Origin of the sequence: Tabrizicola sp., assembly GCF_030694085.1 — a bacterium.
Taxonomy (GTDB): Bacteria; Pseudomonadota; Alphaproteobacteria; order Rhodobacterales; family Rhodobacteraceae; genus Tabrizicola.
The window spans coordinates 1-25,318 of sequence record NZ_JAUXZE010000054.1 but is presented as its reverse complement, the minus strand read 5'-3'; the positions used below and the strand labels follow the sequence as shown (position 1 = coordinate 25,318).

Annotated in this window: 21 protein-coding genes and 1 pseudogene; 10 read left to right on the top strand and 12 right to left on the bottom strand. The window is 63.2% G+C overall.

The window, feature by feature from the left end; genetic code table 11:
* Nucleotides 1-136: 136 nt before the first annotated feature.
* The 3 genes and pseudogenes from Q8M85_RS13570 to Q8M85_RS13560 form a co-directional block, all read left to right on the top strand.
* Nucleotides 137-529: pseudogene (locus tag Q8M85_RS13570) on the top strand (hypothetical protein); the annotation flags it as partial.
* A 91-nt stretch (nucleotides 530-620) separates the two neighbouring features.
* The gene (locus tag Q8M85_RS13565; protein ID WP_168775838.1) at nucleotides 621-929 is read left to right on the top strand and encodes a DUF1778 domain-containing protein; all 309 of its coding nucleotides are present in this window, start codon (nucleotides 621-623) and stop codon (nucleotides 927-929) included.
* Nucleotides 930-1,547 carry a GNAT family N-acetyltransferase gene (locus tag Q8M85_RS13560; protein ID WP_305545526.1) on the top strand — a complete coding sequence of 206 codons (618 nt, stop codon included), beginning with the start codon at nucleotides 930-932 and terminating at the stop codon, nucleotides 1,545-1,547.
* A 114-nt stretch (nucleotides 1,548-1,661) separates the two neighbouring features.
* Here Q8M85_RS13560 and Q8M85_RS13555 read toward each other — a convergent pair whose 3' ends face one another.
* Complete coding sequence (locus tag Q8M85_RS13555; RefSeq protein ID WP_168775840.1) at nucleotides 1,662-1,958, bottom strand: hypothetical protein; 297 nt, start codon at nucleotides 1,956-1,958, stop codon at nucleotides 1,662-1,664.
* Nucleotides 1,959-2,161: 203 nt separating this feature from the next.
* On the opposite strand from Q8M85_RS13555, the gene Q8M85_RS13550 reads away from it, so the two are divergent.
* The 3 genes from Q8M85_RS13550 to Q8M85_RS13540 all read left to right on the top strand — a co-directional run bounded on the left by Q8M85_RS13550 (nucleotide 2,162) and on the right by Q8M85_RS13540 (nucleotide 8,888).
* The gene (locus tag Q8M85_RS13550) at nucleotides 2,162-6,538 is read left to right on the top strand and encodes a strawberry notch-like NTP hydrolase domain-containing protein (protein ID WP_305545519.1); all 4,377 of its coding nucleotides are present in this window, start codon (nucleotides 2,162-2,164) and stop codon (nucleotides 6,536-6,538) included.
* 11 nt (nucleotides 6,539-6,549) lie between these two features.
* Nucleotides 6,550-7,581, top strand: a complete 1,032-nt coding sequence (locus Q8M85_RS13545) for a toprim domain-containing protein (RefSeq protein ID WP_305545516.1) — start codon at nucleotides 6,550-6,552, stop codon at nucleotides 7,579-7,581.
* A 374-nt stretch (nucleotides 7,582-7,955) separates the two neighbouring features.
* Complete coding sequence (locus Q8M85_RS13540; RefSeq protein WP_305545513.1) at nucleotides 7,956-8,888, top strand: DUF2493 domain-containing protein; 933 nt, start codon at nucleotides 7,956-7,958, stop codon at nucleotides 8,886-8,888.
* A gap of 53 nt (nucleotides 8,889-8,941) precedes the next feature.
* Here the strand turns inward: Q8M85_RS13540 and Q8M85_RS13535 are convergent, their stop codons facing one another.
* From Q8M85_RS13535 to Q8M85_RS13510, 6 genes are all read right to left on the bottom strand, one after another.
* Complete coding sequence (locus Q8M85_RS13535) at nucleotides 8,942-10,330, bottom strand: DUF4041 domain-containing protein (RefSeq protein ID WP_305545510.1); 1,389 nt, start codon at nucleotides 10,328-10,330, stop codon at nucleotides 8,942-8,944.
* 160 nt (nucleotides 10,331-10,490) lie between these two features.
* Nucleotides 10,491-13,163, bottom strand: coding sequence for an AAA family ATPase (locus Q8M85_RS13530; protein WP_305545507.1), 2,673 nt, complete (start codon nucleotides 13,161-13,163; stop codon nucleotides 10,491-10,493).
* 26 nt (nucleotides 13,164-13,189) lie between these two features.
* A complete protein-coding gene (locus Q8M85_RS13525; RefSeq protein ID WP_305545504.1) occupies nucleotides 13,190-14,317 on the bottom strand; it encodes a hypothetical protein in 1,128 nt (375 codons plus the stop codon).
* Nucleotides 14,314-15,561, bottom strand: coding sequence for a type II toxin-antitoxin system HipA family toxin (locus tag Q8M85_RS13520; RefSeq protein WP_305545502.1), 1,248 nt, complete (start codon nucleotides 15,559-15,561; stop codon nucleotides 14,314-14,316). The genes Q8M85_RS13525 and Q8M85_RS13520 overlap by 4 nt, the downstream gene beginning before the upstream one ends.
* Nucleotides 15,554-15,889, bottom strand: coding sequence for a helix-turn-helix domain-containing protein (locus Q8M85_RS13515; protein ID WP_305545499.1), 336 nt, complete (start codon nucleotides 15,887-15,889; stop codon nucleotides 15,554-15,556). Before Q8M85_RS13515 ends, Q8M85_RS13520 begins: the two co-directional genes overlap by 8 nt.
* Before the next feature lie 295 nt (nucleotides 15,890-16,184).
* Nucleotides 16,185-16,505 carry an H-NS histone family protein gene (locus Q8M85_RS13510; RefSeq protein ID WP_305545496.1) on the bottom strand — a complete coding sequence of 107 codons (321 nt, stop codon included), beginning with the start codon at nucleotides 16,503-16,505 and terminating at the stop codon, nucleotides 16,185-16,187.
* A gap of 429 nt (nucleotides 16,506-16,934) precedes the next feature.
* Between Q8M85_RS13510 and Q8M85_RS13505 the strand changes: the two genes are divergently transcribed.
* Nucleotides 16,935-17,339, top strand: a complete 405-nt coding sequence (locus tag Q8M85_RS13505) for a single-stranded DNA-binding protein (protein ID WP_305545493.1) — start codon at nucleotides 16,935-16,937, stop codon at nucleotides 17,337-17,339.
* A gap of 187 nt (nucleotides 17,340-17,526) precedes the next feature.
* Here the strand turns inward: Q8M85_RS13505 and Q8M85_RS13500 are convergent, their stop codons facing one another.
* The 4 genes from Q8M85_RS13500 to Q8M85_RS13485 form a co-directional block, all read right to left on the bottom strand.
* Nucleotides 17,527-19,365 (bottom strand): ThiF family adenylyltransferase, encoded by a 1,839-nt coding sequence (locus Q8M85_RS13500; RefSeq protein ID WP_305545490.1) that lies wholly within the window; start codon nucleotides 19,363-19,365, stop codon nucleotides 17,527-17,529.
* A complete protein-coding gene (locus Q8M85_RS13495) occupies nucleotides 19,358-20,404 on the bottom strand; it encodes a cyclic GMP-AMP synthase DncV-like nucleotidyltransferase (RefSeq protein ID WP_305545487.1) in 1,047 nt (348 codons plus the stop codon). Before Q8M85_RS13495 ends, Q8M85_RS13500 begins: the two co-directional genes overlap by 8 nt.
* Before the next feature lie 4 nt (nucleotides 20,405-20,408).
* Nucleotides 20,409-21,557 (bottom strand): patatin-like phospholipase family protein, encoded by a 1,149-nt coding sequence (locus Q8M85_RS13490; RefSeq protein ID WP_305545484.1) that lies wholly within the window; start codon nucleotides 21,555-21,557, stop codon nucleotides 20,409-20,411.
* Between the two features lie 82 nt (nucleotides 21,558-21,639).
* On the bottom strand, nucleotides 21,640-21,861 hold the full coding sequence (locus Q8M85_RS13485) for a DUF2188 domain-containing protein (RefSeq protein ID WP_305545481.1): 222 nt from the start codon (nucleotides 21,859-21,861) through the stop codon (nucleotides 21,640-21,642).
* A 167-nt stretch (nucleotides 21,862-22,028) separates the two neighbouring features.
* Between Q8M85_RS13485 and Q8M85_RS13480 the strand changes: the two genes are divergently transcribed.
* Genes Q8M85_RS13480 through Q8M85_RS13470 form a run of 3 tightly spaced genes read left to right on the top strand, consistent with a single transcriptional unit; the run spans nucleotide 22,029 to nucleotide 24,314 of the window.
* A complete protein-coding gene (locus Q8M85_RS13480; RefSeq protein ID WP_305545478.1) occupies nucleotides 22,029-22,376 on the top strand; it encodes a helix-turn-helix transcriptional regulator in 348 nt (115 codons plus the stop codon).
* Nucleotides 22,377-22,378: 2 nt separating this feature from the next.
* Nucleotides 22,379-22,900 carry an ImmA/IrrE family metallo-endopeptidase gene (locus tag Q8M85_RS13475; protein WP_305545476.1) on the top strand — a complete coding sequence of 174 codons (522 nt, stop codon included), beginning with the start codon at nucleotides 22,379-22,381 and terminating at the stop codon, nucleotides 22,898-22,900.
* Between the two features lie 7 nt (nucleotides 22,901-22,907).
* A complete protein-coding gene (locus Q8M85_RS13470) occupies nucleotides 22,908-24,314 on the top strand; it encodes an exonuclease domain-containing protein (protein ID WP_305545474.1) in 1,407 nt (468 codons plus the stop codon).
* Nucleotides 24,315-24,446: 132 nt separating this feature from the next.
* On the opposite strand, the gene Q8M85_RS13465 is transcribed toward Q8M85_RS13470, so the two are convergent.
* Nucleotides 24,447-25,318: Fic family protein (locus tag Q8M85_RS13465; RefSeq protein ID WP_305545472.1), on the bottom strand; the 872-nt coding region annotated here is incomplete at its 5' end.

Below are 25,318 nucleotides of genomic sequence, written 5' to 3'. Positions count from 1 at the left end.
GAACCCGCGAGGGCACAAGCCCGTCGTTATGCGGAGCGGACTATCGAAAATCCCTCGCGTTTACAGCGTGATGACCGGACCGCTCCGCATAATCCGTCGCTCGGCATAACAGGCCTTATGCGGTGCTCTGCATAACGCCTGCTACGAGGCCACAGTCCGGCATGCCAAGGGCTCCGCCCGGGAAATCCGCACCTACGCCCCGCAGGATCAGGCCCTTCACAGCATCACCGACCGCCTGCAGGAGGCGCAGCGGCGCAATTTCTATCAGCTCAGTGCCAATGTGACCCATCGTGGCCGCTACTATCACGAATACTGCATGACCATCGACGTGACGCGCGACAGCCCGACCGGTCAGGCGCCGGCCGAGGGCAGTGAAGAGATCGTCGTGGAGGCGCTGCGCGATCTTGCCCGCTGGCTCTATCGGCAGCTGGAGGCCGAATACGACCATCTGACCTCGGACGAGGCCGTCGATGAAGGGATCATCATCAACGAGTACACGTTCACCGATGGAGGGCGGCGGTTCGGGTGAGGGTGCGACTTTCGAAGAACTTTTCTGACCGCACGCTTGAAACGTACGTCTATGTGGCGTACATAGTTGGAAGACTTTTCAGGAGGCGACCATGCTCGGTTTCCACGACACCACGCGCGCGATCGATGAGCGCAACGAGGCCCGGATGAATTTCCGGACCAAGCCGCGCATCAAAAATGCGATCCAGCAGGCGGCGGCGCTGTCCGGCGTCGACGATTCCGTCTTCACGATGAATGCCGCCTATCAGGCCGCGCTAGCAACGATCGCAGCGCATGACCGGACGGTGCTTCAGCCGGTCGATCATGAGGCGTTCTTTGCGGCGCTTGATGCGCCGGCGGCGCCGACCGAGGCCCTGCGCGCAGCCTTCCGTCGGCACCGCGAGACGGTTGTGTCGAAGTAAATGGCCGCTTCGCAACCGGTCGCCTATACCATCGAGCCGTTCGATCCTTTGAGGCATGATCGGGCGGCTTTTTCTTGCGGTGTCGAGCAAGTCGACAACTATTTCCAGAAGACTGCGAACAAGCTCGCCAAGGCGGATAATGTCCGCCTCTACGTGATGGTTGACCCCGACGGCACGGTCATCGGCTTCTATGCCCTGAATGCGCACGCGGTTCAGTTTACGGATCTTCCTGCGACGTTTGCGCGGACCCGGCCTTCGCATGGCAACATTCCCGCCGCTTACATCTCGATGATCGGGCGGGATCGGAAGTTCAGCGGCGGCGGGTTTGGCGGCGATCTGCTTGTCGATGCCCTCCGGAGAATTGCCGTTGCGGCCGACGCCATTGGCGTCGCGGTGGTCATGCTCGATGTGCTCGACTGCGGAGATCCCGACCGCGTCTCGCGTCGCAAGGCGCTCTACGAGAGCTACGGGTTCCAGTCCTTGGTTTCGAACCCGCTGAGAATGTTCATGCCTGTCAGCACCGTTCGCAGGCTCATCGCCGACGAGGACGACGTGCAAACGAAAGAAGCGGCTCTGACCGAGCTGGCGCGGCTCGGACAGGCATTTGACCGCAGTTGAAATTCTGAAGAGCCAATCTGCCAACCTATAGGTTGGCAACTATGCTCTGTTTGCCAACCTACGACATGGCAAAACTCTGAATGATCGCAAGGGCATCACCAGCCGGTGCTGTGCTCACCGGTTCCCGTCGATCCACTTCGACATGAGCCCCTTGTCGCGGAAGCAATCTTCCGGGACGGCGCGGCGCTTGATGCGGGCGAGGCGTTCGGCAAAGGCCACCTGCTTGGAGGACGGCAGGCGGTCGAAATCGGAAAGCGGCTTCATCCTGGCTTGCGCGTCGATCCAAGCGCTGAGCGAGCGGCGATCCTGCTGGACTTCCCAAGGCAGGAGCGTCTGGTTTTTCAGGGCAAGCGACCGCGCATAGGCGATCTGCTTCTGGGTGGCGGGGAGGGCAAAGGCGGTGTCTTCCATCGGGAATCTTCCTTCTCGGCTTGGTTCTCATATATAGAACAAAAGAGGAACACATGCAAGGCAGGGCGGCGAGATCCCCCTTGCCGATCTGCGCCGGTTCAGGGGGAACAGAGGCAGAGCAGGGACGGGGCAGGGTGAGCCCGAGGGATGCCGAGAGAGGTGTCCCCCGGGGCTTGACCATCCCCTGATCCCGGAGTTCCCCGATGACCTACCTCCCGCCTGCTGTCCTGGCTGTACCGCCTGTGGCATTGCCGCCCGTTCCCTCGATCGTCGTCCGCATTCATGCGGTCGCCGAGGCGCTGCAGCCCGATCTCGCCCAGGGTTTTCAGATCGACGCGTTGCGCCTGCGGCTTGAAATGGAGCGCGCCTTCGGCGGCTCCGATGCTGCGGGCGCCTGGGATTGGAAGCTGGCCTATGAGGCCTGCGAGGTGGCGCTGGTCCTTTTCCTGCGCAAATTTGGTCGTGCGCTTCTTGCCCGGGCTGGCTCGCCCACCGCGCTGGCGCCGATGCTCGCCAAGCTCTCGAGCCTTGTGCCAACCCACACCCGGCGTTCGGAAGAGATGGAGAGCTTCCAGCAGTTCAGCACGCCTTTGCCCATGGGGCTGGCGGCCTTGGCTGCGGCGCAGATCACGCCCGGTGAACTGGTCCTCGAGCCTTCGGCCGGAACCGGGCTCCTTGCCATTCTGGCCGAAATGACCGGCGCGGCGGTGGCACTGAACGAGCTGGCCGAAACCCGCGCCGAACTCTTGGCACTCCTCTTCCCGGGTGCCCCGGTCACGCGGTTTGACGCTGCGCAGATCGACGACCACCTCGATCCCGGGATCCGCCCGAGCGTGATCCTGATGAACCCGCCGTTTTCGGCTGTGGCCCATGTCGATGGCCGCAACACCGAGGCAACGGTCCGGCATCTGCGCTCGGCGCTTGCGCGGCTTGTGCCCGGCGGGCGCCTGGTCGCGATCACCGGGGCGGGTTTCGTGCCGGACGCCCCTGCCTGGGCCGAGACCTTCGCCCGGCTGACCGAGAGCGCCACCTTGGTGTTTACCGGCGCGGTGTCCGGAGCCGCCTTTGCTAAGCACGGCACCAGCTTCGAGACGCGGATTTCGGTCTTCGACAAATGCCGTGGCGGGGAATTGGGCGGTATCACCGCTGATACCGCCCAGACCATGTGCGCTGACCCTGCAGAGCTCCTGGCCCGGATCGTGACGGATGTCCCCCCGCGCCTCGCCTTGGCAGAAGGCACTGTCGCTCGCCCCCGCCCCTCTTCTCCCTTCTCGGGAAATCCTGCCCGTGCCCCCAGCACCGCGGTCAGAGCCTTGCGGGCAGCGCCCCCGACCAATAGTGCCGCCAAGCATGTCGTCGCACTCGACGCCGAGGACCTAAGCTACACCCTGAGCGAGACGGCGGACGACCCTGGCTCCGTGCGCCTGTCGGATGCGATCTACGAGACCTTCCGCCTGCAGGCCATCGACATCCCCGGCGCCGCGCCGCACCCGACGAAGTTGGTGCAGTCAGCGGCCATGGCCTCTGTCGCACCACCGAAGCCGACCTTTCGCCCGAAACTTCCCGCCGCAGTCCTGCGCGACGGCCTTCTCTCCGACGCGCAGCTCGAGACGGTGATCTATGCGGGCGAAGCGCATGGCGCGCACTTGGCGGGATCCTGGACCGTCGATGACACCGGCGACATGGTCGCCGCCGCGCCGGACGATGACCCCGCCGCCGTCCGTTTCCGGCGCGGATTCTTCCTCGGCGATGGCACGGGGGCGGGCAAAGGCCGCCAGTCGGCCGGGATCCTCCTCGACAACTGGGCCCAAGGCCGCCGCAAGGCGCTCTGGATCTCGAAAAGCGACAAGCTGCTGGAAGACGCGCAGCGCGACTGGTCAGCTCTCGGCCAGGAGCGGCTGCAGGTCACGCCCCTGTCGCGCTTCGCGCAAGGTCGGGAGATCACCCTCTCTGAGGGCATCCTTTTTACGACTTATGCCACACTGCGGTCCGAAGAACGCGGTGCCAAGAAATCCCGGGTCGATCAGATCGTTGACTGGCTTGGGCCGGATTTCGACGGAGTGATCCTCTTCGACGAAAGCCACGCCATGGCGAATGCCGCCGGATCGAAGGGCGAGCGCGGTGACACCGAAGCCTCGCAGCAGGGCAGGGCGGGCCTGCGCCTGCAGCACAAGCTGCCGAACTCCCGGGTGGTCTATGTCTCGGCCACCGGGGCGACTACGGTGCACAATCTGGCTTACGCGCAGCGGCTCGGGCTCTGGGGCGGTGAGGATTTTCCCTTCGCGACCCGCGCGGAATTCGTCGAGGCAATCGAGGCGGGCGGGGTTGCTGCCATGGAGGTCCTGGCCCGCGACCTGCGGGCGCTTGGCCTCTACGCCGCCCGGTCGCTCTCTTATGACGGCGTCGAATACGAGATGTTGATCCATGAGCTCAGCCCCGAGCAGCGCGAGGTCTACGACGCATATGCCGGGGCGTTTTCTGTGATTCATCGCAACCTGACCGCCGCGCTGGAGGCCGCCAATGTCACCGGCGAAGGTGGCACGTTGAATGCCCAGGCCAAGTCCGCCGCGCGCTCGGCGTTCGAATCCGCCAAGCAGCGCTTCTTCGGCCATCTCCTGACAGGGATGAAGACCCCGAGCCTGATCCGCGCCATCGAGGCTGATCTCGCCGCAGCACATGCCGCCGTGATCCAGATCGTATCGACCGGCGAGGCACTGATGGAACGCCGCCTCTCGGAGATCCCGACTGAGGACTGGGGCGACGTGCGGGTCGACATCACGCCGCGCGAGAGCTGCTTGGATTACCTGCAGCATTCCTTCCCGGTGCAGCTCTATGAGCCCTTCACCGACAGCGAGGGCAATCTCTCCTCGCGGCCCGTCACCCGCGACGGCCAGCCCGTGGAATGCCGCGAGGCGGTGCGCCGCCGCGATGCGCTGATCGAGCACCTGGCCTCGCTGCCGCCGGTGCCCGGCGCGCTGGATCAGGTCGTCCAGCATTTCGGCACCGACATGGTCGCCGAAGTCACGGGTCGGTCGCGCCGCATCGTGCGCATGGGCGAGGGTCCTGCCGCGCGGCTCGTCGTGGAAAACCGCGCCGGATCGGCCAATCTCGCCGAAACTTCAGCCTTCATGGATGATGCCAAGCGCATCCTGATCTTTTCGGATGCGGGCGGAACCGGTCGCAGCTACCACGCCGATCTCGGCGCGAAAAATCAACGCCTGCGGGTCCACTACCTACTGGAGCCCGGCTGGAAGGCCGATGCTGCCATCCAAGGCCTCGGGCGCACCAACCGCACCAATCAGGCGCAACCGCCGCTCTTCCGACCAGTGGCCACCGACGTAAAAGCGGAAAAGCGGTTCCTCTCCACCATCGCGCGGCGGCTCGACACGCTCGGCGCCATCACGCGCGGTCAGCGACAAACCGGAGGGCAGGGGCTCTTCCGACCCGAGGACAATCTCGAGTCGCCTTACGCCCGCGATGCGCTCCGCCAGCTTTACCGCCGCATCTATCGCGGCGATGTGCCGGGCTGCTCGCTCGGTGAGTTCGAAGACGCGACCGGTCTGACGCTCACCGATGCCAATGGGCTGAAGGATGACCTGCCGCCGATCACCACCTTCCTCAACCGCCTCCTGGCACTGACGATCGCGATGCAGGGCGTCCTCTTCACGGAATTCGAGACCTTGCTCGACGCAAGGATCGAGGGTGCCATCGCCGCCGGGGTCTATGACCTTGGCCTCGAGACGCTCCGCGCCGAGAGCTTCCGCGTCACCGACGCTAAGGTGATCTACACCCATCCGGGTTCCGGCGCGGAAACCCAGCTTCTGACCATCGCGCAGCGCGTCAGAAACCGCCCCATTTCGCTGGCCGATGCACTCGACTGGCTCGATGACCCCAAGGTCCGGCTCCTCGTCAACAGCCGCTCTGGCCGGGCTGCGGTCCAGGTGCCCGCGACCAGCCTGATGCTGGACGACGGCACGATGGAACCCCGCGTCCGTTTGATCCGACCGATGGAGGCAGCGACCTTCCCGGCCAAAATGATGGAGGACACGCATTGGCTCGAGGCGGATCGCGCGACGTTTTCTGCCGCGTGGACTGCTGAACTCGCCGAGGTGCCGGAGTTCTCGGAATCCACTCTGCACATCGTGGCAGGCCTCCTGCTGCCGATCTGGAAAACCCTCCCCCAGGACGAAACCCGGGTCTACCGGCTGCAGACCGATGACGGTCAGCGCATCATCGGCCGCCGGGTTTCGCCCGCCTGGGTGGCAACGACGCTCGCCAAGGGTGCGGCGCCCAGCCTGACCCCGGCCGAGATCCACGGCCTGCTCCTCGAGGGCAAGATTGTCGTCAAACTCGCCGAGGGCCTTGAACTGCACCGCTCACGCGTCATGGGGGTCAACCGCATCGAGCTTTCCGGCTTCACCCCCCACCAGAAGGACCGGCTCAAGGCTGATGGGTTCTTCTCGGAGATCATCGCCTGGAAGCTTCGGCTCTTCTGCCCCACCGATGCTTCGGGCGTTACCATTCTCGGCACCCTCCTTGCGCGCTTCCCGGTGCAAGAACTACATGCACGCCAAGGTTGATTCGAGTGCTCATGTCATTGGAAACCGAGGACATCTTGCGTGATCTCGCGCAAAACGCCGAAAGCGTCTGCCGTCATTACCTTCCCGCTGGCAGGCGGGAAGGCTCTTACTGGATGGTGGGCGATCTGCAGAACAATCCAGGCCGCTCGCTCTTCGTGCGGCTCACGGGGCCGACGTCAGGGCAGGGGGCAGCCGGGCGCTGGACGGACGGCGCCACGGGTGAGCATGGCGATCTTCTGGACATCATCCGCGAACGCACGGGGATCACCCGCTTCCCCGATCTCCTAGCCGAGGCCCGCGCGCATCTTGGCCGTCCGGCACCGGTCGTCCCGGATATCCCGTCGCCCGGGAAGACCAAGGCCCCAGGCGGCACGCCAGAAGCCGCCGCGCGCTTGTTTGCGGCCTCATTGCCGATCGCAGGCACGCTTGCGGAAACCTATCTCCGCGCCCGGGGCATCACCTGTGGCGCGACGAGCAGCTCCTTACGCTTCCACCCCAAGTGCTGGCATCGGGACGAGGGTCAGACCAAGAGCCTCCCCCGCCCCGCGCTGATCGCCGCGGTCACCGATGGGGCAGGGGCGCTCCAGGGCGTGCACCGCACCTGGCTTGCGCCTGATGGCAAGGACAAGGCACCGGTCGAAATCCAGCGGCGGGCGATGGGTCACCTTCTGGGCAATGCCGTTAGGTTGTTCCCGTCTGATGACATCCTCGTCGTCGGCGAAGGCATCGAGACCATGCTGTCCGTCCGTGAGGCGGCCCCCGACCTTCCTGTCTGGGCCGCACTTTCCTCCGGTCACCTCGGAGCCCTCCTGCTGCCCCCGGGTCTGCAACGCCTTTACATCGCCTTCGACCGCGATCCGGCGGGGCAACGCGCGGCAGAGAGGTTGAGCGCCAGAGCAAACGAGGTCGGGATTACCGTTCGGGTGCTGGAACCGCGGCTCGGGGATTTCAACGACGATCTCCGGGCCGACGGCGCGGAAGTCTTACGTCAGCATCTGGCGAAGCAGATCGGTCCCGAGGATCGGCAGCGCCTGGAGAGCTGAGGCCCCTTCGCGCAGGTGCAGTCTGAACAGTGGGGCAGGGGGGCAGATCCATCGCGGGTCGGGACCGTCCTCCCTGCCTCCTTCCGGGGGCTAACTGATCCACCCCTCACCCACACGGCCTTCAAGAGATGGGCCAAGCGGCCGTCAAAGTTCAGGACCCTTCAAGGACGGGGGGCGACTGATTTCCGCCGGCGGGGCCAAGCCCCGCCTTTGCATCGCGAAAGTCAAATCAGCCGCCCCCCGTCCTCCTCCACATGCGTTCCGGCCCGCAAAAGGGCGGGTGAAGGATCCTGCCCCGTGACGGCTTTCGCGAGCCCATGAAGGCCGCGCGGGATGAGGCGCGGACCAGTGAGAGCCCCGGAGGCCAGAAGAAGATGACGATCCACACCCACGACGACGCGTATGAACCCGCCCACACCGCATCCCAGACCGCCCATGCGCTCGACGAGCTGCAGCTCTATGGCTACCGCCCCTTTGACGAGCCCGATCCGCGCCCGATGCCCGATGGGCAGCGCCTCGCGGTCGCCGTCGCCGACATCTTCGACGCCCTCGTCGCGACCCTGGAAGACACCCGCATGGAACCCGACCTCGAAGAGGTGCTCTGGGCCCAGGTCACCCTCTTCCACCGCGCCACGGCCCGGATCGAGCGGTCGCTCGATGAAAACGAGCAGGCGCAGCGCCGCCTCCAGCGCGAGCAGGACGGCTCCGAGGTGAAATCGACCGAGCTTGAGCGCCTGACGGCAGAAGGCCTGACGCTGATCGAACGGCGCAACTGCATGGACATGATGCGCGATCACGCCGCGACCGAGTTCGTCCATCACACGGGATCCACTTGGCGGCCCCGCACCGGCTCGATGGTGAACCGCCAGCACATGACCGCAGCGCTGATCGACAGCCGCGACTTCCTGGCCGCCAAGCGCCGCGCGGAAACCGAGGTGATGCTCCCCGCAGGCCCCAAGGTCGCACTCACCGGTGGGACCGACTTCAACGATCACCGCCTGATCTGGGGCAAGCTCGATCAGGTCCGGACCAAGTATCCCGATATGGTCCTTCTGCACGGTGGCAGCCCCAAGGGCGCGGAACTCATCGCCGCCAAATGGGCCGAGGCTCGCGGCGTGACGCAGGTGGCTTTCAAGCCTGACTGGACCAAACACGCCAAGGCCGCGCCCTTCAAGCGCAATGACGCCATGCTGGACGTGCTGCCCGTGGGTGTCCTCGTCTTCCCGGGCAATGGCATCCAGGAGAACCTCGCCGACAAGGCCAAGAAGCTGGGCATCCCGGTCATGAAGTTCGAGAAGGGGGCGTGAAGCGTCCCAACTTTCTCGGGGCGAAAGTCTATTCGCCCCGAGAAGTGGGTCCTTCAGATCGAAGCCGGCAGTTCTCTCGCCGCCGCCGACTGCATGTCAGCCAGGCTGGCATTTCGGCGGGCAAGAGTTTCGTGCCATTCCTGCGCCTCCCGATCCTTGAAGAACCCGGCGGTCGGCGCCAGCCGCGTGACTGCTGCCTCGAAGTCTTCCAGCGAAACCCGGAAGAACTCCTTCCGGAAATTCGACATGTTGATCCGCTTCTCGGCGAATTCCTTGTGTAGGGCCGCTTCGAGCGTGGGCGCCGCATCGCTGTAGATCATGGCATGGGTGTCGAAGCTGAAAGGAACGCTCGCATCCCCAAGTTCGCGGACCCGGTCATCGGGATCGAGCCGGCGGGTCAGCCCGATTTTCACGACATCGTCGCCAAACGAACCCACGTTTGAGATGATATAGACATAGCCGGACCTGGTCATTTCGGCCATGGCGCGGGCGCGCTCACTGGCGAGATGGGCCGCGGCCAGGGCCGCTTCCAGTTCGGCGATCCTTTGTGCGTTGCCCTCGCCATTCGCCTCCTTGCGGGCCTTCTCCAGAAGGGCTTGGTACTTGGCCTCTTCCCTTTCCGCCGCCTCGGCTTCGGCCAGCAGCTTCTTTTCTTCCTTCTCGGCCCGCGCCATTTCCGCGCGCTCTTCCTTTTCGCGCTTCAGCTGTTCGCGATATTCATGCGTCAGGCGGAGTTCCTCGATCTTGAGTGCGACGAAGCGATCGTTGAGCGACAGCTTCATCGAGGTGTTTTCCTTGTCGATCGAAGCGGCTGCCGCCAAGACGCGCTTTTCCATCGCGACCACATTGTTCCAGCGGACATTCGCGATGGCGGCTTCGCACTCGTTGTTGAAGGCCCGCATTGTGAGGCGCATCTGACGATTGATCATCGTTGCGCCCTTGGCCTTGCTGCCGTCCACGGTCCATTCGCTCGGGCAGAGGGCCGCCAGTTTGGCCGAGACCATTGCTTTCTGGCGATCCCGAACCTCGACAATCTTTGCCTTGAATTCCTCGCTGTCGGTGAAATCGAAATGCGGTTCGTAGAGGCCCAGTTCGGCAAAGGCCAATCGTTCGTCATAGATGGCAACCTGACTCTCCAGCCGGTCGAACAAGGCGCGCTTTTCGGCATAGGAGGCCCGAAGGCGCTCGATGTCCGAAGTGAGCGAAGCGGCGATGCCTTGCAGACGCGCCACCTCGGCCTCTTGGGAAATGATCCCGGCATATTTGGCCTTGGTCGCCTCGTGGTCTGTCGCCAGTTTGGTGAGCGCATCTTTGTGGGTCGTAGCTGCGGTCTCGGCCTCAGTGGTCTTCTGTTTCAGTTTCCGCTTGGCGATCAGCCAGAGAACCAGAAAAATCGGGGCGAGCGCGAACCAAACCAACATAACGATTACGACCGGATTCATAGTTCCCCCTGAAATGCCATTTCACCGCAGAATGCGTGGGCGCCCTTCTCACCTCAAGATTGAATCTTTGACATCGCTGCTTTGCAGGTCTGATCACTGTATAAAAGGTGGTCAGGGGTGGGACCCGCCGACTAGGTGGCTTGACGCATCGTCGGCTCAGTCATGCGGCCTTCTCCTGCCGCGACCGAATGTCGGCGATCCACTTTTCCAGGGCGTCGATTTCTGCTTCGATCACCGATGGCGCGGGCAGCCTGGGATTGATTTCACCGGGCTGACTGTGAAGGAGTGCCGAGCAACGCCCAAACGCTTCCCGCATGGCGGTGCAATCGACATGGGTGAGGACGGTAAGCTTGATGAGGCCCGTCGTGTCCACCTTGCGGGACAGGCGGCGGATCACAGGTCCTACAACCTCCTCGACGGCGCGCTCCCAGGTCGTGCGGAGCTGGTCCTGGAAGGACGTCACCTCGCGCAGCCATTTCGCTTGGTCGCCGCGTTCGTGATGGATTTTCACGTTGGCCAAGTGGGTCTTCATTCCGTCGATCACCTTGTCGATCGGCATGACGCTGGCCGGTGGATCCTGATGACAGTAGCCCGCATTCTCCGTCCCGCGGCTGATCAAGCGGTATGCCACGGGCGTCGCCTCACGGTCTCTGGTCGCTCGGCAGGCCTCATCAAGGAGAAGCAGGAACGCCATGTCGTGGGTGAAGACGATGACCTGGCGCGTCTGGCCGGCCTCGGCCAACCGGACCGCCACCCTGTCGCGATGCAAATGGTCGAGCGAGGAGACGGGATCATCGAACACGATCGCGGATTGCGCGTCGATGGTCGACAACTCGGCAAGAAAAGCGGCGAGCGCGACGCATCGATGCTCGCCTTCGCTCAAGACCTTGCCGACCGGTTCGCTCGGCTTGTTGATCAGTCGGACTTGGAAGAAGGGGACGCCAGCGGTTGTCTTGGCTTGCTGAAGTTCGATAGCGAGGCCGGCGACGCCGAGCTTGTCTACCTCGATCGCGAACCGCCCGCGCAGGCGGTTGGTGACCAGCGCCTGGGCGATACGGGCGCTCTGAGTGGTGATCTTGTTCGTCGCGGTGTCCTTGCTGGCTTTCTCGACCGCCTCGATGACCTTGAGGCGATCAATCTGGGCCAGCACATCGGCTTTCACCACGCCGAGCCATTTGCGATCGGCAAGGCCATCGCGCTCGGCGATAAGCGCGGCGCGCTGCGGGGAGTTGGCTTCCGACTGGAGGCCTTCGATGCGCGTGGCGATGCCGCTGAGCGCCGTGCGCAGGGGATCGAGCGAGATGGCGCCAGACGCCGGAAGATCAGGCAGGACCGCAAGGCCGTGGGTTCTCAGGATAGCGCGCAGCCGCCACGCCGATTGGAGAATCTGGCGGCGAAGGGTGTTCGCGGCTTCCTCCTGGCCGACATCATCGCGGATCATCGCAACGATCGCCATGAGATCCTGCATGGAGACGGCGTGCGCCGAGATCTCCTCGAGCTTTTCGGTATATGCGGTCGCCGCCTCCTGTTCGCAGCGCTTGCTCTCGTCCTGCACGAAAGCCTCGAAACTGCTGAGCCGCTTGGAGGCTTCCTCGCTGAGCAGCTGCTGACACAGGACGCAATGGGCGCCAATCTCGGTTACAGGGAACGGGCGGTCGGGATAGGCGGAGGCGCGCGAATAATCCCGGGCCGCCTCCCACAGGGCCTTCCAGACGTCTGAGCCGATGTCGGGCAGAGGTTCATCAGCGAACAGGTTGGCTGAGGCGGCCGCAGCGGCAGAGCGCGCCGTCGCACGTTGCGTGTGGGCCACGCGTAGCGCCACCCGGCTTTCGTCGGTTGCGGCGGCGATAAGCCGATCAAGCTGCTCGATCGCTGACTTGATCCGGGCTTCCTGGCCCTGGAGCTGGCGAACGGTGCGGGCCGGGTCGCTGGCCAAGTCGATGTTGAGCGTTTGAAGTCGGGGTTCTTCCTCGGCCGACAGACCGGCAAGTTTCTCGACGGTCTCCGGTTTGGTCTTGCCCGACAGGCCAGAGATCAGCTTGCCGACTATAGTCTCCGGCTTGCATTCGGGTTTGGAAAGAACGGCCGGGGTCTGTTCCTGGAGCGCCTTCACCTCGGCAGCCAGTGTGGCTTTGACGTCCTGACAGGCCTGCGCCAGCCCCGCGAGGATGCGGAGCGGCAGCGGCGTGTAGGCGAGATCGTTGGTGTTCTCGACATGGACGTTGGCAGTCCGCGAGTCGAACACGCTCACGGCGGAGAGCATGGCGTCCGGCGGACTACCCTGGGTCCATGACGCGCTTCGTTTCTGGGCGCCGATAAAGAAGTCGATGCTGGCCGCGGGAGTGCCCGAGCCGGCCGCATAGATGTTGGGGAGGATCGCGTCGCCTTTCGGCGACCGCGCGCGGCAGAGCTGCTTGAGGACCCGGGCGTAGCCGGACTTGCCGGCGCCATTATCGCCATAAATGACGGTGAGGCCGGATTTGCCGAAGCTCAGCCGCTCTCCAGGCGCAAGGGCATTGACGTGCGAGAGGCCATGGAGAGCGTTGAGGCTGACGACGGCGTGGCTGGCTGCAGGATCCCTGACGTGGTTCGCATCGAGCGGACTGCCGGCATCAGCGCCTTTGCAGATCGCGACGAGCGCCGTGATGTCGGCAGTCTCCAACTTGGACTGACCGCACAGCCGCCTGAGCGCATCGCGCTGCCAGGCGGGCAGATCCGCCGACCATTTGAGAATGTCGGCAAGTGCTACGGCTTCGTTCGAGAGGTCATTCTCCTGCGCGTCCATGTCTTCTGCCCCGAGCCTGCCCGCATGGTCTGGCGGGCCGTTTTCCATGATGCTTGTCTTCCGCCGTCGTTGTCTCAGATGCCGCCTATGATGCGCCGCTCTTGGCCAAGCGGAATGATCCAGCCGCCGGCACGGTCCGGTCGTGCAAACTCGTCCGGACTCCCTTTTTCGGCGAGACGGCTGCGAATGGCTTGCGGCTCGGCATCGATAGCAGCGCGAATGAGCTCGTGCTCGACCCCGACAAAGACTGGCCGGAGATTAAGGCGGGAGAGTGCTTCTTGATCGGCAGGCTCAACGCCGGCGTCGTTAAGCGGTCCCGCGCGGGTGACGATGCCGCCGATCAGACCGTCCATGGCGGCGCTCGCCTTGTCCACATCCCGCACCGGGGATGTGTCGAGCAGCGATCGCGCCCGCTGGGTCTCACCTTCGAGCCTTCGTGGGAATGATTGCAGTGTGAGGCCGCGAAGCGCGTCCGCTAGTTCGGCATGCCCGAGCGGTTTGATGAGATTGGCGATATGGAGCCGAAGCATGCCGATGAAGAGCGCGTCCTTCTCCTCCTGGGTATGCGGCTCGCCTTCCTCGACCGGGTCCCGAACCGAAAGGCGGGCATCGGCTGGACCGGCCGTCGCCATTCCCCAGCGCGTGGCGATCGCGATACGCTTCACCGTGACCTTGCGGCCTCGGGCGGTGACGTCGATCCGCCGGGCCTGCGCCCATGCTCGGTCCAGCGCTTTGGCGGGACCGCCGACATCGTGGCAACCCTTGGCTTCGGCGACAGTCAGCGACGACAGGTCGGATGCGCAGGCGATCCAGTCGGGCAGGTCGCCGCGGGATAGGCGCGTGATCTTGACCTGACGGCGGCGATCAAGGTCGATCGTGCGGCTGCCGAGATGGGCGAAGATCGAGAGGTTGAAGTAGCGCTCGAGGTAGGCACGCGCGACGAACCGTCCAAACAAGCCTGAGAGCGCGACCTTGACCTCCCGTGCTTGACCGAGCGGCTCCCTGAACACGAACGGCGTGCCTGCGCCGGTCGGGGTCAACAGCGCATCGAGTATCGACCAGGCGCCATAGGCTGCGCCTGGCGTCTGCAGCACCTCCCGGATACCGGCATCCTCGATCTCGGAGACTTCCAGATCGACTGTGGCCCCGGATACCGGGCTTGCGGCTGGTGGATCGAAGCTATGAAAAAAGGTCCTGGTCATAGCGCCAGCGCCCGCGTGAGATCGTCATGCTCGAAGGCGCTGGCCATGCGGGTGATCTCGGCCGACCGGGCGCCGACGGCATTCGCGGTCTCGCGCCATGTCGCGGTCACGGTCGCGACCTCTTTGATGATCGCTCGGGCTTGCGCCAGCGTGAGTGCGAAATATTCCGACGCCTGTTCGAGCAAATCGAGCGAGCAGGTTCCCTCGTCGAGGTCGATGTTCGTCGTCAGCACACGCGCCTTGAGATCGGTGGGCACCGGATTGAGGTCATAGGCGGGCGAGAGCGACCACCCGGCCTTGCCGAGCCAGAGAAAGCCGTGGTTGCGCAGATGATCGTCGACATTGGAGATCAGCACATTGAAGGCGACGCGCCGATAGAGCGCGTGGGCGTCCGTCTTTCCCTGCGCGCCATGCTGGGCCAGGGCATCGACGATCTCGGGGTAGCTGCCACGCTCGCCGTCCCTGGCGCCCATCATCGCCATTGCGGACAGGAACGGGATGCGGATCGCGCCATCGCGATCGAAGCGTCGCGATAACATCACCGACTTGCCGGCCACTTCGACAAGTTCGTGTTGCGGGGTGGCGATGCCGGCTTGGCCGGCCAGCCGCAGCGCGATCTCCTCCCAGGTTTCCATGCTATAGTCGTCGCTCTCCTTCGGAAACTTGGCGATGGAGAGACGGCCATGTTGGTCGATGACCGAGGCCTTCGGCCGTGCACCGCCTAGGGAGGAGCCGGGCGCGAAGATCAGTTGAAGGTCTTCGTCCGTTTCCTCGTCCCGGAGAATCCGCTCGGTGATCTGAAGCAGACGGCCCAGCTCGATCAGGGCCGGCACGCCGGCCCTGATCGGCGCTTGGAAGGCCTCTTCGCCGACCCAGCGAAACCGTAACGCGCCGAGCCGCGTCTCGTCTGCGACCCCGAGCAGGTAGTCACTTTCCGCGAGCGTGCGGACTGCGCGGCCCTCGCGGTCGGCGAAGCGTCGCTCAGCGCGCTGCATGAGGCGGCGGCCCCACGTATCTGGCGCGGAGTCGCCGATGGATCCGAAGGTCACCAGTCCTGCCGGAGGAGCGAAGGCGCCACGCGTGAGAGCAAGCGCGGGCTCGAGTGAGAAGCGCTCGGCGTCCTCAAGCCAAGCGCCGTCATACTCGAAAAGGATGGTCTCTGTGCCGCGAACGCGGTTGCTTCTCGCCAGTCCGATCGGGTGAGTGCGACCGTGGAGATCAATATGGACTTCGAAGTCAGCCATCGCGGGACGACCTCGTTGGCCGCTTGAGATGAATGTGCTTTGGCAGATCGGCACTCGCCAGTGACTGCCCGACGCTGTCGTTGCTTATGTCGGCAACTTGACCAAGACCTTCAAGCAGGCCAAGAGCCTGAAGTATTCCTGCATAGATGCCGATGCTAACATTCGTGTCGCCGGCTTCGACCCTTTGCAAGGTCGAACGGGACGTGAAGGCGCGCTCCGCGACGACCGCCATAGGTAGCTTTCGACGGCGTCTGGCATCGTGGATATCCGCGCCGAGCTTCCGAAGGGCGCGGCGCACGGCCGCGGGAGGAGTATGTGGAGTAGGCATTTGCCACCTTCGCACTACAGATTTTCAAAATATGTAGCACGAAGATTACAATTTTTCTAGCCCCACTCGGGATGACTTGCGCTTTCCGGTAGCGGGAAAAGCCCAGCCGCACTGTCACTGGCTACTCCCCACCCATTGCGTCGGGCGTACGAGGGTGGCGGCGGCCGCCGCCAGGGCCTTTCACCTTTAGGTCGGCTCGATCGACGGGAACACTGCGGCTACACGGGGTCGGCTTCGCGATCCTCGCAAACAGCAGATGGGGCGAGGCGGTCCATTGGACAGCGATTCCCGCAAGTCAGCCGAGCAGCTCGTCCGGGTTTTTGCCCGCATCGACATGGGCGGCGAACCAGCCCGGCTTGCGTCCCCGGCCAGACCAGGTGAGGGTCGGATTCTCCGGATGCCGGTAGATCTTCGTCGAGGGCGCCCGCTTGCGCTTCGGTTCCCCCAGTTCCGCCAGTTCGGCGAGGGTGAAGCCGAGGTCCTTGGCGAGCAGCTCGACCTTTTCGCGGGCCTCCGCCTTGTGCCGTGCTTCGAAGGTGGAAATGGCCTTGGCCACGGACTTCTGCAAATCGCGCAGTTCTGCGAGCGACATGGCCGCCAGGTTGAAATCAGGCATCGGGTGCTCCGGTTGATTCAATACCGCAGGCGTAATCGTGCCGAGCCCGCGCGGCAAGAGACGAGCGGGGCAGGGGGCTCAGGTAGGGGGCTAGGTGATCCCACTCCCCCTTTCCGGGTTCTTTCCCCCTGGTCCTGACATTGCCGGAGGAGATCGGTCTGAGCGTGTCTGCTTGGTGTCTCTCCCCCTGTGATACGGCTGAGGCACCTCCCCTTCGACGGACAATCCCCTAAGCCTGTTCGGATTCCTGCCCGCAACCCCAACTCCTGCCCGGGCCGTGTTGGCCGCAAAGCGTCCTGCCCGCGCCACCCCGGGCCCTCGGGGGTTTCCGGCTGGTCCATGGCCCCGCCGTGCGGACGTCTCCCGACAGGCTTCTGCCGGGTCTTGTCGAAGGGATGGTCCCTTCAGCGAAATCTCAGGAGAACCACCATGCAGAACATCGTCATCCTCGCCGGCAACATCGGTCAGGCCCCGGAAGCCCGTACGACCCAAGGCGGCACGAAGATCACCCACTTCACCCTCGCCACCTCGCGCCCCCGCCTCTCGGAAGGCCGCGCGGTCCGTGACGAGCACGGCTACCGCGTGATGGACACCGAATGGCACCGCATCACCTGCTTCAACGGCCTCGGCAAGTCGGTCGCCGAGAACTGCGAGAAGGGCATGAAGGTCCTGGTTCAGGGCCGCATCCACTACACGAAGTGGACCGATGCGGCGGGCGTCGACCGTTACGGTTGCGAGATCATCGCCGAGAAGATCGACTTCCTCAGCCGCCCGAAAGCGGCCGAGGGCAATGCGCCCGAGCTGGTCGATCGCGACGACGAGATCCCGTTCTGAGCCGACCAACAACCTGGCCCGGCGGGGAAAAATCGCCGGGCCAAACAGTGCCCAAGAGTCGTTACTTCCGGCCTAAAGTCGCCGTTGCCGAGCTTCGACAATGAGGTCCGCTTCGCGGCCCATTCCGACGCAAATCCCGATAGCAGACATCGACTGAAAACTGGGGAGGTTCAAATTCCGCTTAGCATTAGGCAACTACGTGGAGACACCCTGGCCCGCAAGCGGCGCACCAAGCAAGTGGCCAGGGCCGATCGACAGTCCGAACACCCTCGTTAGCTTCGTCAGATGCGAAGCGCCAGCCTTCGGTCAACCGCCCGCCAAGTGACGCGATACGGCGCGGCGACGCGACGAATACGCGACTGAAAGATTGCGCCGGCGGAGCGAGAAGGCACTCCAGGGCGACTTCCGCGATCATCGCGTTCACGTAGGCTAGCTCCACCGGCCCATAAGGCTGATAGTGCGCGCCGCAAGCCGGCTCCTCTTGAGCGATGTCACTCCCACTTGGCCACTCCACTGCCGTGAATTCCGGCGCGCCAGTCCGCCCGATGTGACACTGCAGGCAGCCACCCTCTTGGCCGACTACGACAGCGTGACCAGCCACGGCATGCGGCTCGGTCCACCCGTATACAACGGGCCGTCCACGCCCTTTCTGAACATGCCAGCGATTGAGCGCGCTCTCGGCGACCCAGTTTCCAGTCGCAGCGACGATCATATCGGCCGCTGCGAGCAGATCTGTGTTGTGCGCGACCAAGTGCTCCAGATCGCAAGCGCGGTAGTCGACGTGAAGATGCGGGAAGTCGGCCTGCAGTCGTTCGGCCAAGGCATTGGCCTTGTTACGGCCCACGGCGGACGCGCCGAGCGGATGACGCCCGACATTGGGCCAGGTCAACCTGTCAGGATCGACCAGGATGAGGCGACCGACGCCCGCCTGGGCGAGGGCGCAGGCGATCGGCGCGCCAACTGACCCGCAGCCGATCACAACAACAGTTGCACCGAGCAAGCAGCGGGCGCGAGCATCCTGACCTCGCCCATGCACCCAGTCGGCATCGGCGCGCTGCACAAGGGTCCTGACGACGGGACTCGCGTCGAAAAAGCGGCCCAGCAGCAGTGGCTGTGGCGTGTGCCCAGGCCGGAACCCCACGGAGAGGGGGGCGTCGGGCGAGCGAGGTCGGTCTTTGCGCCGCTTTGGGTTGAGCACCTTTACCCCAATCGACGCAGCGCCCCCGCGTCCAATAGCGCCGAGCAGTGCCAGAACTTCGTCGGGCTCCCCCTTCGCCACGTTGTCCAGAAGTGTTTTGGCATCGCCACTGATCCGTTCCGCCAAGTGATACAAATCGGCGCCCTTCTCGGGGTATTCAGCCGGAAGTAACGGCGCGTCGAGCCAAAGGAACGCGGCCGGCTCGGTCTTTACCCGGCCCTTATCTCCGAAACGGCGACGCACCCAATTCGCGATGGCGTCCTCATCCTCTCCGGCGACCTCGAGACCCTTGCCGCGCCATACACGCACCATGCGCGAGGGCGGCTCGGGCGCGACCAGACTGAACAGGTTTTCGCCCTGCGAATGCACCCGGTAACCCCAGTAGGTCACAAACTCCTCGCGGAAGTCGCGCTCGACAATGCTGCCCCCCAGCAGCTCCTCGACCAGCCGGACCGAGCGGTTTAGCAGATTCATCGCGACCTCGGAGGGATCATCGGGATCCCACTCGGCCAGGTTCGGTAACAGGCACAGGATGCCGTCGCTCTCGACGTGCGGCCAGGTCATGGGCTCGGGATGGTCGACCAGCGCGGTTCTGACCGGCGTCGCAGGAAACTGCGCGCCGGCCACAAGGTCGATTCGGCGGGTTACTCCGTCTGAAAACACCACGCTGACCCGCCAGGCGGCGACGATCCAGTCACGGCCCGGATAATCGCTGGAGATCGTCGCGCGGTCGAGGCGCTCGGGCGCCTGACCCGCCCGTTCGCGCAGGGTCGCTTCGAGCCGAAGCGCTGCCTGTCGCCAACCAAGCTGCAGGACGTCCTTAGGCATGGCGGCCGCCGCCGGCACTGCTGACTGCGCCGGCTGCCGCCGCCGTCGCGGTCAGCAGGGCTGCGGAACTGATGACGGCTGGAGCGGCCACAGACGCTCGCTGCTCCTCCTCTAGGCGCTCGCTGAAGAAGGTCGTGGCGAACACCTTGTCCCAGCACTTAAGGGCCTTCTCTCGCGTGCAGTCGGCGTCGAAGAGCGGCTTTAGCGTGTTGATCGCCTCCGTCAGCTTCTCGCGGAAATAGCGCGCCTTAGCGTCGTCGAACCCGCTGGTGATGGTGTCGCCTGGGGTCACCGGATGGGCGACGGCGAGGTTCCAGTTCAGTCGATCACGGATGGCAACCATGGTATCGTAAAGCGCGCGATCCTCGCGGTCGTTCGCGAGAAACTTTTCGGTCGTCAGGACCGAAATTCCAAAGCCGCTCAAGATCGAACCGCGCCAGCTATAGCGGCTGCGGGCGTATTTCTTCAGGTCGCGATTGATGCGGCGCAGCTGGGTGCCGTCGGCGGAAGCGGCGCGCTGGTCCTCGTACCAATCCGACACATCGCGGGCGTCGGACCGCTTCCAGCCACTGCTCGCCGCCAGTTCGTAATGCACCTTCTCACCGAAGACAGTGTCAGTGACGACGCGGCGGTAGACCGGCAGATCGACATGATAGCCCTTCTCGTAGAAGATGCGGACGCAGTTCGACCGCACCTCGGGTGCTCGCTTGAACTTGCCGTCGTCGACCGCGTCGCGCGCCATCCAGCGCGCCTGGAGGGACGTCATCTCGGCGCCACGATCGCCGACCAGATCTTTCTTATTGAAGTAGACGCCGTCGTCGATGTCGTAATCGTTATCGGGATCGCGGCACATCGTCTTCATGGCGTAGCTGCCCTGTTTGACGAACTCGATCGGCTTGGGCCTGCCGGCCTTTTCTAAGCCGTTCCGCAGTCGAGTCCGGTTTGAATCGCGCCGGTCGCGCATCGCATCCTGTTCTGCCTTGGGCAGAGTTACGTCCTGGTTATGGTAAGCACGCACATCTTTGGAGCAGTCGAACATCATCCTATCCTTCCTTTTTGTAGGTGGAGGAGCGACGCCAGACGGCGCCAGTCGCCGGCATCGCCGGCAGGTCGTGCATGAGGCGGCTAATCATGCGCCCCTCCGCGCTGTTTGGATCGTCGCAAGCGCTTTTTGTCAGATCGGCGTCAGTGTGCGCCTGACCGACTAGACGATCCATCGCCTCTGGCCGAGTATCATCGAGGGCGAGGTATGGCATCATGCTCGCCGGCACCGGCTTGTTGGGAAAGCGTACGCGCCGGATCGAACGGCCGCAGCTGCTGATGGCGTTAGCCAAAAGCCGCGCCATGTGGTCGAATGCGAACTCTTGCGCCGAGATGCTGAGGGGTGCGACATCAGCGCCAAACGACCAGTCAAGCATTGAACGGTGGGCACTCTCTGCGTCGAGGTGGTCACCCTCGGGGCGCGGGCATGTCCCGAGTGAGTAAATCTCGATCGGACGATTGGGTGGCGCAATCGTCAGTGCATCGACGAGTCCAACCATGATCGGATTGTTGGCCCAAAGCCCGCCATCGGCGAACACTTGTTTGGGCCCGCCTGGCGAGTTTGGATCATCAATGGCGGCCAGCGAGCGATAGATGGGCGCAGCGCTTGTCGCCATGCAAACGTCGACCAGCGGATACAGATCGTCGCGCACCCCGCTCTTGGGCGTCTTCTTGAAGACCCAAGCCCGGTGCTCGCTCATCAGCACCGTCGGAATCGCGAGTGAAATGCCACGTCCCGCAAACACATCGAGCATGGTGACGTCATCGAGCACGCCGCGAAGGGCCTTACGTAGTGCCTTGTCACCCTCACGCACGAAACGGCTGCCCTGGCTCGCGCGGTAGATTGCGCTGCGTTTGCCCTTGATCCGATGCGGGAAAATCTTGGTGCCGTGCTCGCGATAAAGTGCCACAACTTCAGTCATCGGCCGTCCAACGGCCAATGCACAGCCGACAATCGCGCCGGTGCTGGTCCCAGTGATCAAGTCGAAGCCGCAGCCGAGATCAAGGGCCGTTTTGCCTTGAATGCGCGCGAACTGATCGGTCAGGCGGTCAAGAAATGCAGCCGTATAGATGCCCCGCATCCCTCCACCATCTAGGCTGAGCACTCGATATGGCCGCTCACCACCCTGATCTTGCGTACTTTCCGCCATCTGCCCGATCTGTCCTCTCTGAAATAGCAGTCGCCTCAACGCGCAGCCGAGCCGGACCGCTCAAAAAAGCGGTCCGGTGCCGTCAGCCTTTCGGCGGGAAGGGGTCGTTGCCGTAGGAATTGGCATCCCGGATGCGACCGTCCGGACGGTGGATGATGACCTCACCGTTTTCGCGAATTGCGGTACCTCGTGCCGCCTGCGTCGCATCCGCCTGCGTGTTGTGGGTCGATCCGACGCGGGTGGCACCTTCGCGACGTGTTGCCCAGCCCGACCCGTGGGGCACTACATGAATCCGTTTCGACATTGTGGTCCTCCGACTCGCCGTGGGCGCCATGCCCTACGGCAAAAGATTCCCGATTCAGGCCTCTCTGTCAATTTATATGCACATAGCACTGTTTGCAATAAGCACACATTGTTTGCGATGTTGACATTGGGCGGGAAAAAGCGCAAACATACCACATGGGAGACGAGTTGCTTTACAAGGCTTTTGGCAGTGCGGTTTCGGCCCGCAGGAAGGCGCTCGACCTAACGCAGGCGCAACTGGCCAGTAAGGTGAACATGTCGCGCGCTTCGATTGCAAACATCGAGAGTGGCCGGCAGAACATCCTCTTGCATCACGTTTATGCGCTTGCTGCCGCACTCGACTTCACCAAAGTGGCGGAGCTCCTGCCTCCGATACCGCAGAAGACCATAGGGGAGGGGCTAAAGATGAAGCTTTCCAATCAGGCGCTATCGAAGCAGACGTTGTCTGAAAATGCTGAAGCTCAAGTCGCCGATCTGATAGCATCTGCGTTGCGACCACGACGCGGAAGGGTCTGACTATGGCGAATTCCAATCCAGAAGGTGCACGCGGATCTGCGCGTTTGATTCTGCAGGAGTTTGGCGTTTCTGCGCCACCTGTCCCGGTGGAACGAATAATCAAATCGCGAAAGATCGTCCTTCAGTATGCGCCTCTCGATGAAGATCTTTCGGGGATGGCGTACATCAAGGACGGTGTAGGCATAATCGGGGTGAACGCGCTGCACCATCCGAACCGCCAGCGGTTTTCGGCTGCCCACGAGTTGGCCCACCACATTCTTCATGCTACTGAGATCAGCCAAGCCGTGCATGTCGATAAGGGTATCCGCGTCCTCTTTCGGGATAATGTCTCGGCACTTGGTACGGATCCGATGGAAATCGATGCCAACGCCTTTGCTTCGGAACTCTTGATCCCTGGTTACCTGCTCGCCGACGCGTTGGAAGGCGGGGGTGTCGACCTTGAGGACGAGTCGGCGATCGAGGTCTTGGCGCGTCGGTTCAGAGTAAGCACGGCCGCAATGCGTTTTCGGTTAGCTAGTTTGTAACGCGTCCATGAGCTTCGTTTTTTTCGATACTGAGACGACGGGGCTCAAGCGCGGCTTCGATCAGATTATCCATTTCGCAGCTGTTCGCACCGATGCGAACTTGAGGGAGGTGGCGCGTTTCGAGTCGCGCTCGCGCCTCCAGCCTCACGTTCTTCCCCATCCTTCGGCGATGCGCACGAACGGACTGCCGATAGAACGGCTGACTGACGCCAGCCTGCCGACGCACTACGCGATGGTAGGAGACATTCGGCGGACCTTGATGTCGTGGAGCCCATCCATCTTTGTAGGTTTCAACTCCATTCGCTTTGACGAAGAGATGCTGCGTCAGGCACTTTTCCAGTGTCTGTATTCAGCTTACTTGACGAGCAACCACCGCAACGGCCGAGCCGACGCACTCAGTTTGGTGATGGCCGCTGATGCCGTATCTCCTGCACAGCTTGTCGTTCCAGTCACAGAAGAAGGACGGCGGACATTCCGTTTGCATCATCTGGCGGCTGCGAATGGTGTCGCACACGCCCAGGCACACGATGCCATGTCGGACGTGCTTGCGACGGTCGAGTTGTGCCGACTAGTATATGAGCGGTCTCCGGAGTTATGGCAGCGGTTCGTTCGCTTTTCGAACAAAGCGGCAGTTGCGGACTTCGTCGATGCCGAAGATGGCTTCGTGTTGACTGAGTTCTTCGGCGGTCGAGCTTATCATGCTCCTGTCGTCTGTATTGGTGTCGACCCCAACCAAGCCAACGGCAGGATTTGCCTCAACCTCAACAAGGACGTGGGCCAGCTTGCCGCGATGGGCGACCTCGAACTGCAGGCCCATCTGTCGCAGAAGCCCAGTCCTATCCGTCACTTCAGGGTCAACTCAGCTCCATCGCTGACAGCATTCTTCGATGCTCCTGAACACATGTTGGATGGTGGGGCCATCGATCATATCGAAAGCCAGGCCCGGCGCGTAAAGTCGGACCCACAATTATGTGCGCGCCTTGTCGCTGCATATATTGCCACCCGAGAGCCTTTTCCGCTGTCGCCTCATCTCGAGGAGCGGATCTACAACGGTTTTCCAGGGCCGGATGACGAGAGGCGCATGAGTGATTTTCACCAAGCTTCATGGCCGGATCGTCTTGCGATCGTGCAAGGCTTAGAGGACGAACGCCTGCGGTGGTTTGGCTTGCGCCTGGTGTATTCTGAAGCCCGGGGAGTTCTTCCCGCGGCGGTAAAGGTGGAGATAGAGCGACGCTTGGCCGACCAATTGGCGGGAGACGGGTCTGGCTGCCTTACATACGAGCTTGCTCTTGCAGAAACCGAAAAGCTGATCGAGGAAGGAGCAGACAACGAAGGTCTTCTCTCTCGATACCGAACCTACTTACAGGATCGTAGTGCGCGGGCTGCTGTCTTCAGAGCGCAAAGCCTCTGTTGAGGCGAGCAGGTCCGAGACCTCCAAGAGGTAGCTTTTTTCTTGTCCTGTTCGCCCTGCGGATCGACATCTCTCGGGTCTATGCGAGCTGTTCGTGGGATGCCCAGTGGCGACCAGTAAATTACATAATCAAAATTATCGGAGTGAATACCAGGCCCCCCTCCCGGCCCCGTTCAGGCTTAGGTGGCCATCCGCGACAAGTGTGCGGAAGTGCTGCTTCAGCGTGTTGCGATTCTGGCCGGTCAGGCGCTCGGCGTCGCCGATTGTCAGGCGACCATGATCGCGCACGAGGTCGAGAAGCTGCGCGGAAACTTCCGGCAGGCTGCCCATCAACAGCCGTTCACGCTCAACTTTTGCGCGCAATCGAATCATCTGGCGCTGTAGTGCAGACAGGAAGAAGCCGAGCCAGGGACCCCAGTCCGGAGTGTCGGACCTGATCGTCCCCTGGGTCTGCCGAAGTGCCAGGTAATAGGCCTCTTTGCTTTGCTCGATCACGCTTTCGAGGGATGAGTACGGGACATAGGCATAGCCTGAGCGCAAAAGCAGCAAGGTGGTCAGGATCCGGCTGAGACGGCCGTTGCCGTCCTGGAACGGATGGATTTCGAGAAATACCACGACGAAGATTCCGATCAGTAGAAGCGGATGCAGATCATGGTCCTGGGTGGCGGCGTTGTACCAGTCGATCAGTTCAGCAATGCGGCCCGGCGTGTCAAAGGGGCTGGCGGTCTCAAACACCACGCCAAGTTGCCGCCCTGCCTCGTCGAAAGCTGCGATCGAGTTTGGCGCGGTCTTCCAGGCCCCCCTATGTCGCTGGTCTTTGCTGCTGTGCCGCAGGAGGTCCCGGTGTAACTGGCGGATATGGTTCTCGGTCACATCGATGTCGCGCCACGAGGCGAAGACTGTGTCCATGACCTGAGCGTAGCCAGCGACCTCCTCTTCGTCCCGGGTCGAGAAGGTCTGGATGTCGAGATTGGAGAGCAGACGCTGAACCTCCTGATCGGAGAGCC

What these genes read in the sequence shown, in the direction of transcription:
- Q8M85_RS13565 (WP_168775838.1), top strand. Translation starts at nt 621, where the DNA reads ATGCTCGGTTTCCACGACACCACGCGCGCGATCGATGAGCGCAACGAG.
- Q8M85_RS13560 (WP_305545526.1), top strand. Translation starts at nt 930, where the DNA reads ATGGCCGCTTCGCAACCGGTCGCCTATACCATCGAGCCGTTCGATCCT.
- Q8M85_RS13555 (WP_168775840.1), bottom strand. Translation starts at nt 1,958, where the DNA reads ATGGAAGACACCGCCTTTGCCCTCCCCGCCACCCAGAAGCAGATCGCC.
- Q8M85_RS13550 (WP_305545519.1), top strand. Translation starts at nt 2,162, where the DNA reads ATGACCTACCTCCCGCCTGCTGTCCTGGCTGTACCGCCTGTGGCATTG.
- Q8M85_RS13545 (WP_305545516.1), top strand. Translation starts at nt 6,550, where the DNA reads ATGTCATTGGAAACCGAGGACATCTTGCGTGATCTCGCGCAAAACGCC.
- Q8M85_RS13540 (WP_305545513.1), top strand. Translation starts at nt 7,956, where the DNA reads ATGACGATCCACACCCACGACGACGCGTATGAACCCGCCCACACCGCA.
- Q8M85_RS13535 (WP_305545510.1), bottom strand. Translation starts at nt 10,330, where the DNA reads ATGAATCCGGTCGTAATCGTTATGTTGGTTTGGTTCGCGCTCGCCCCG.
- Q8M85_RS13530 (WP_305545507.1), bottom strand. Translation starts at nt 13,163, where the DNA reads ATGGAAAACGGCCCGCCAGACCATGCGGGCAGGCTCGGGGCAGAAGAC.
- Q8M85_RS13525 (WP_305545504.1), bottom strand. Translation starts at nt 14,317, where the DNA reads ATGACCAGGACCTTTTTTCATAGCTTCGATCCACCAGCCGCAAGCCCG.
- Q8M85_RS13520 (WP_305545502.1), bottom strand. Translation starts at nt 15,561, where the DNA reads ATGGCTGACTTCGAAGTCCATATTGATCTCCACGGTCGCACTCACCCG.
- Q8M85_RS13515 (WP_305545499.1), bottom strand. Translation starts at nt 15,889, where the DNA reads ATGCCTACTCCACATACTCCTCCCGCGGCCGTGCGCCGCGCCCTTCGG.
- Q8M85_RS13510 (WP_305545496.1), bottom strand. Translation starts at nt 16,505, where the DNA reads ATGCCTGATTTCAACCTGGCGGCCATGTCGCTCGCAGAACTGCGCGAT.
- Q8M85_RS13505 (WP_305545493.1), top strand. Translation starts at nt 16,935, where the DNA reads ATGCAGAACATCGTCATCCTCGCCGGCAACATCGGTCAGGCCCCGGAA.
- Q8M85_RS13500 (WP_305545490.1), bottom strand. Translation starts at nt 19,365, where the DNA reads ATGCCTAAGGACGTCCTGCAGCTTGGTTGGCGACAGGCAGCGCTTCGG.
- Q8M85_RS13495 (WP_305545487.1), bottom strand. Translation starts at nt 20,404, where the DNA reads ATGTTCGACTGCTCCAAAGATGTGCGTGCTTACCATAACCAGGACGTA.
- Q8M85_RS13490 (WP_305545484.1), bottom strand. Translation starts at nt 21,557, where the DNA reads ATGGCGGAAAGTACGCAAGATCAGGGTGGTGAGCGGCCATATCGAGTG.
- Q8M85_RS13485 (WP_305545481.1), bottom strand. Translation starts at nt 21,861, where the DNA reads ATGTCGAAACGGATTCATGTAGTGCCCCACGGGTCGGGCTGGGCAACA.
- Q8M85_RS13475 (WP_305545476.1), top strand. Translation starts at nt 22,379, where the DNA reads ATGGCGAATTCCAATCCAGAAGGTGCACGCGGATCTGCGCGTTTGATT.
- Q8M85_RS13470 (WP_305545474.1), top strand. Translation starts at nt 22,908, where the DNA reads ATGAGCTTCGTTTTTTTCGATACTGAGACGACGGGGCTCAAGCGCGGC.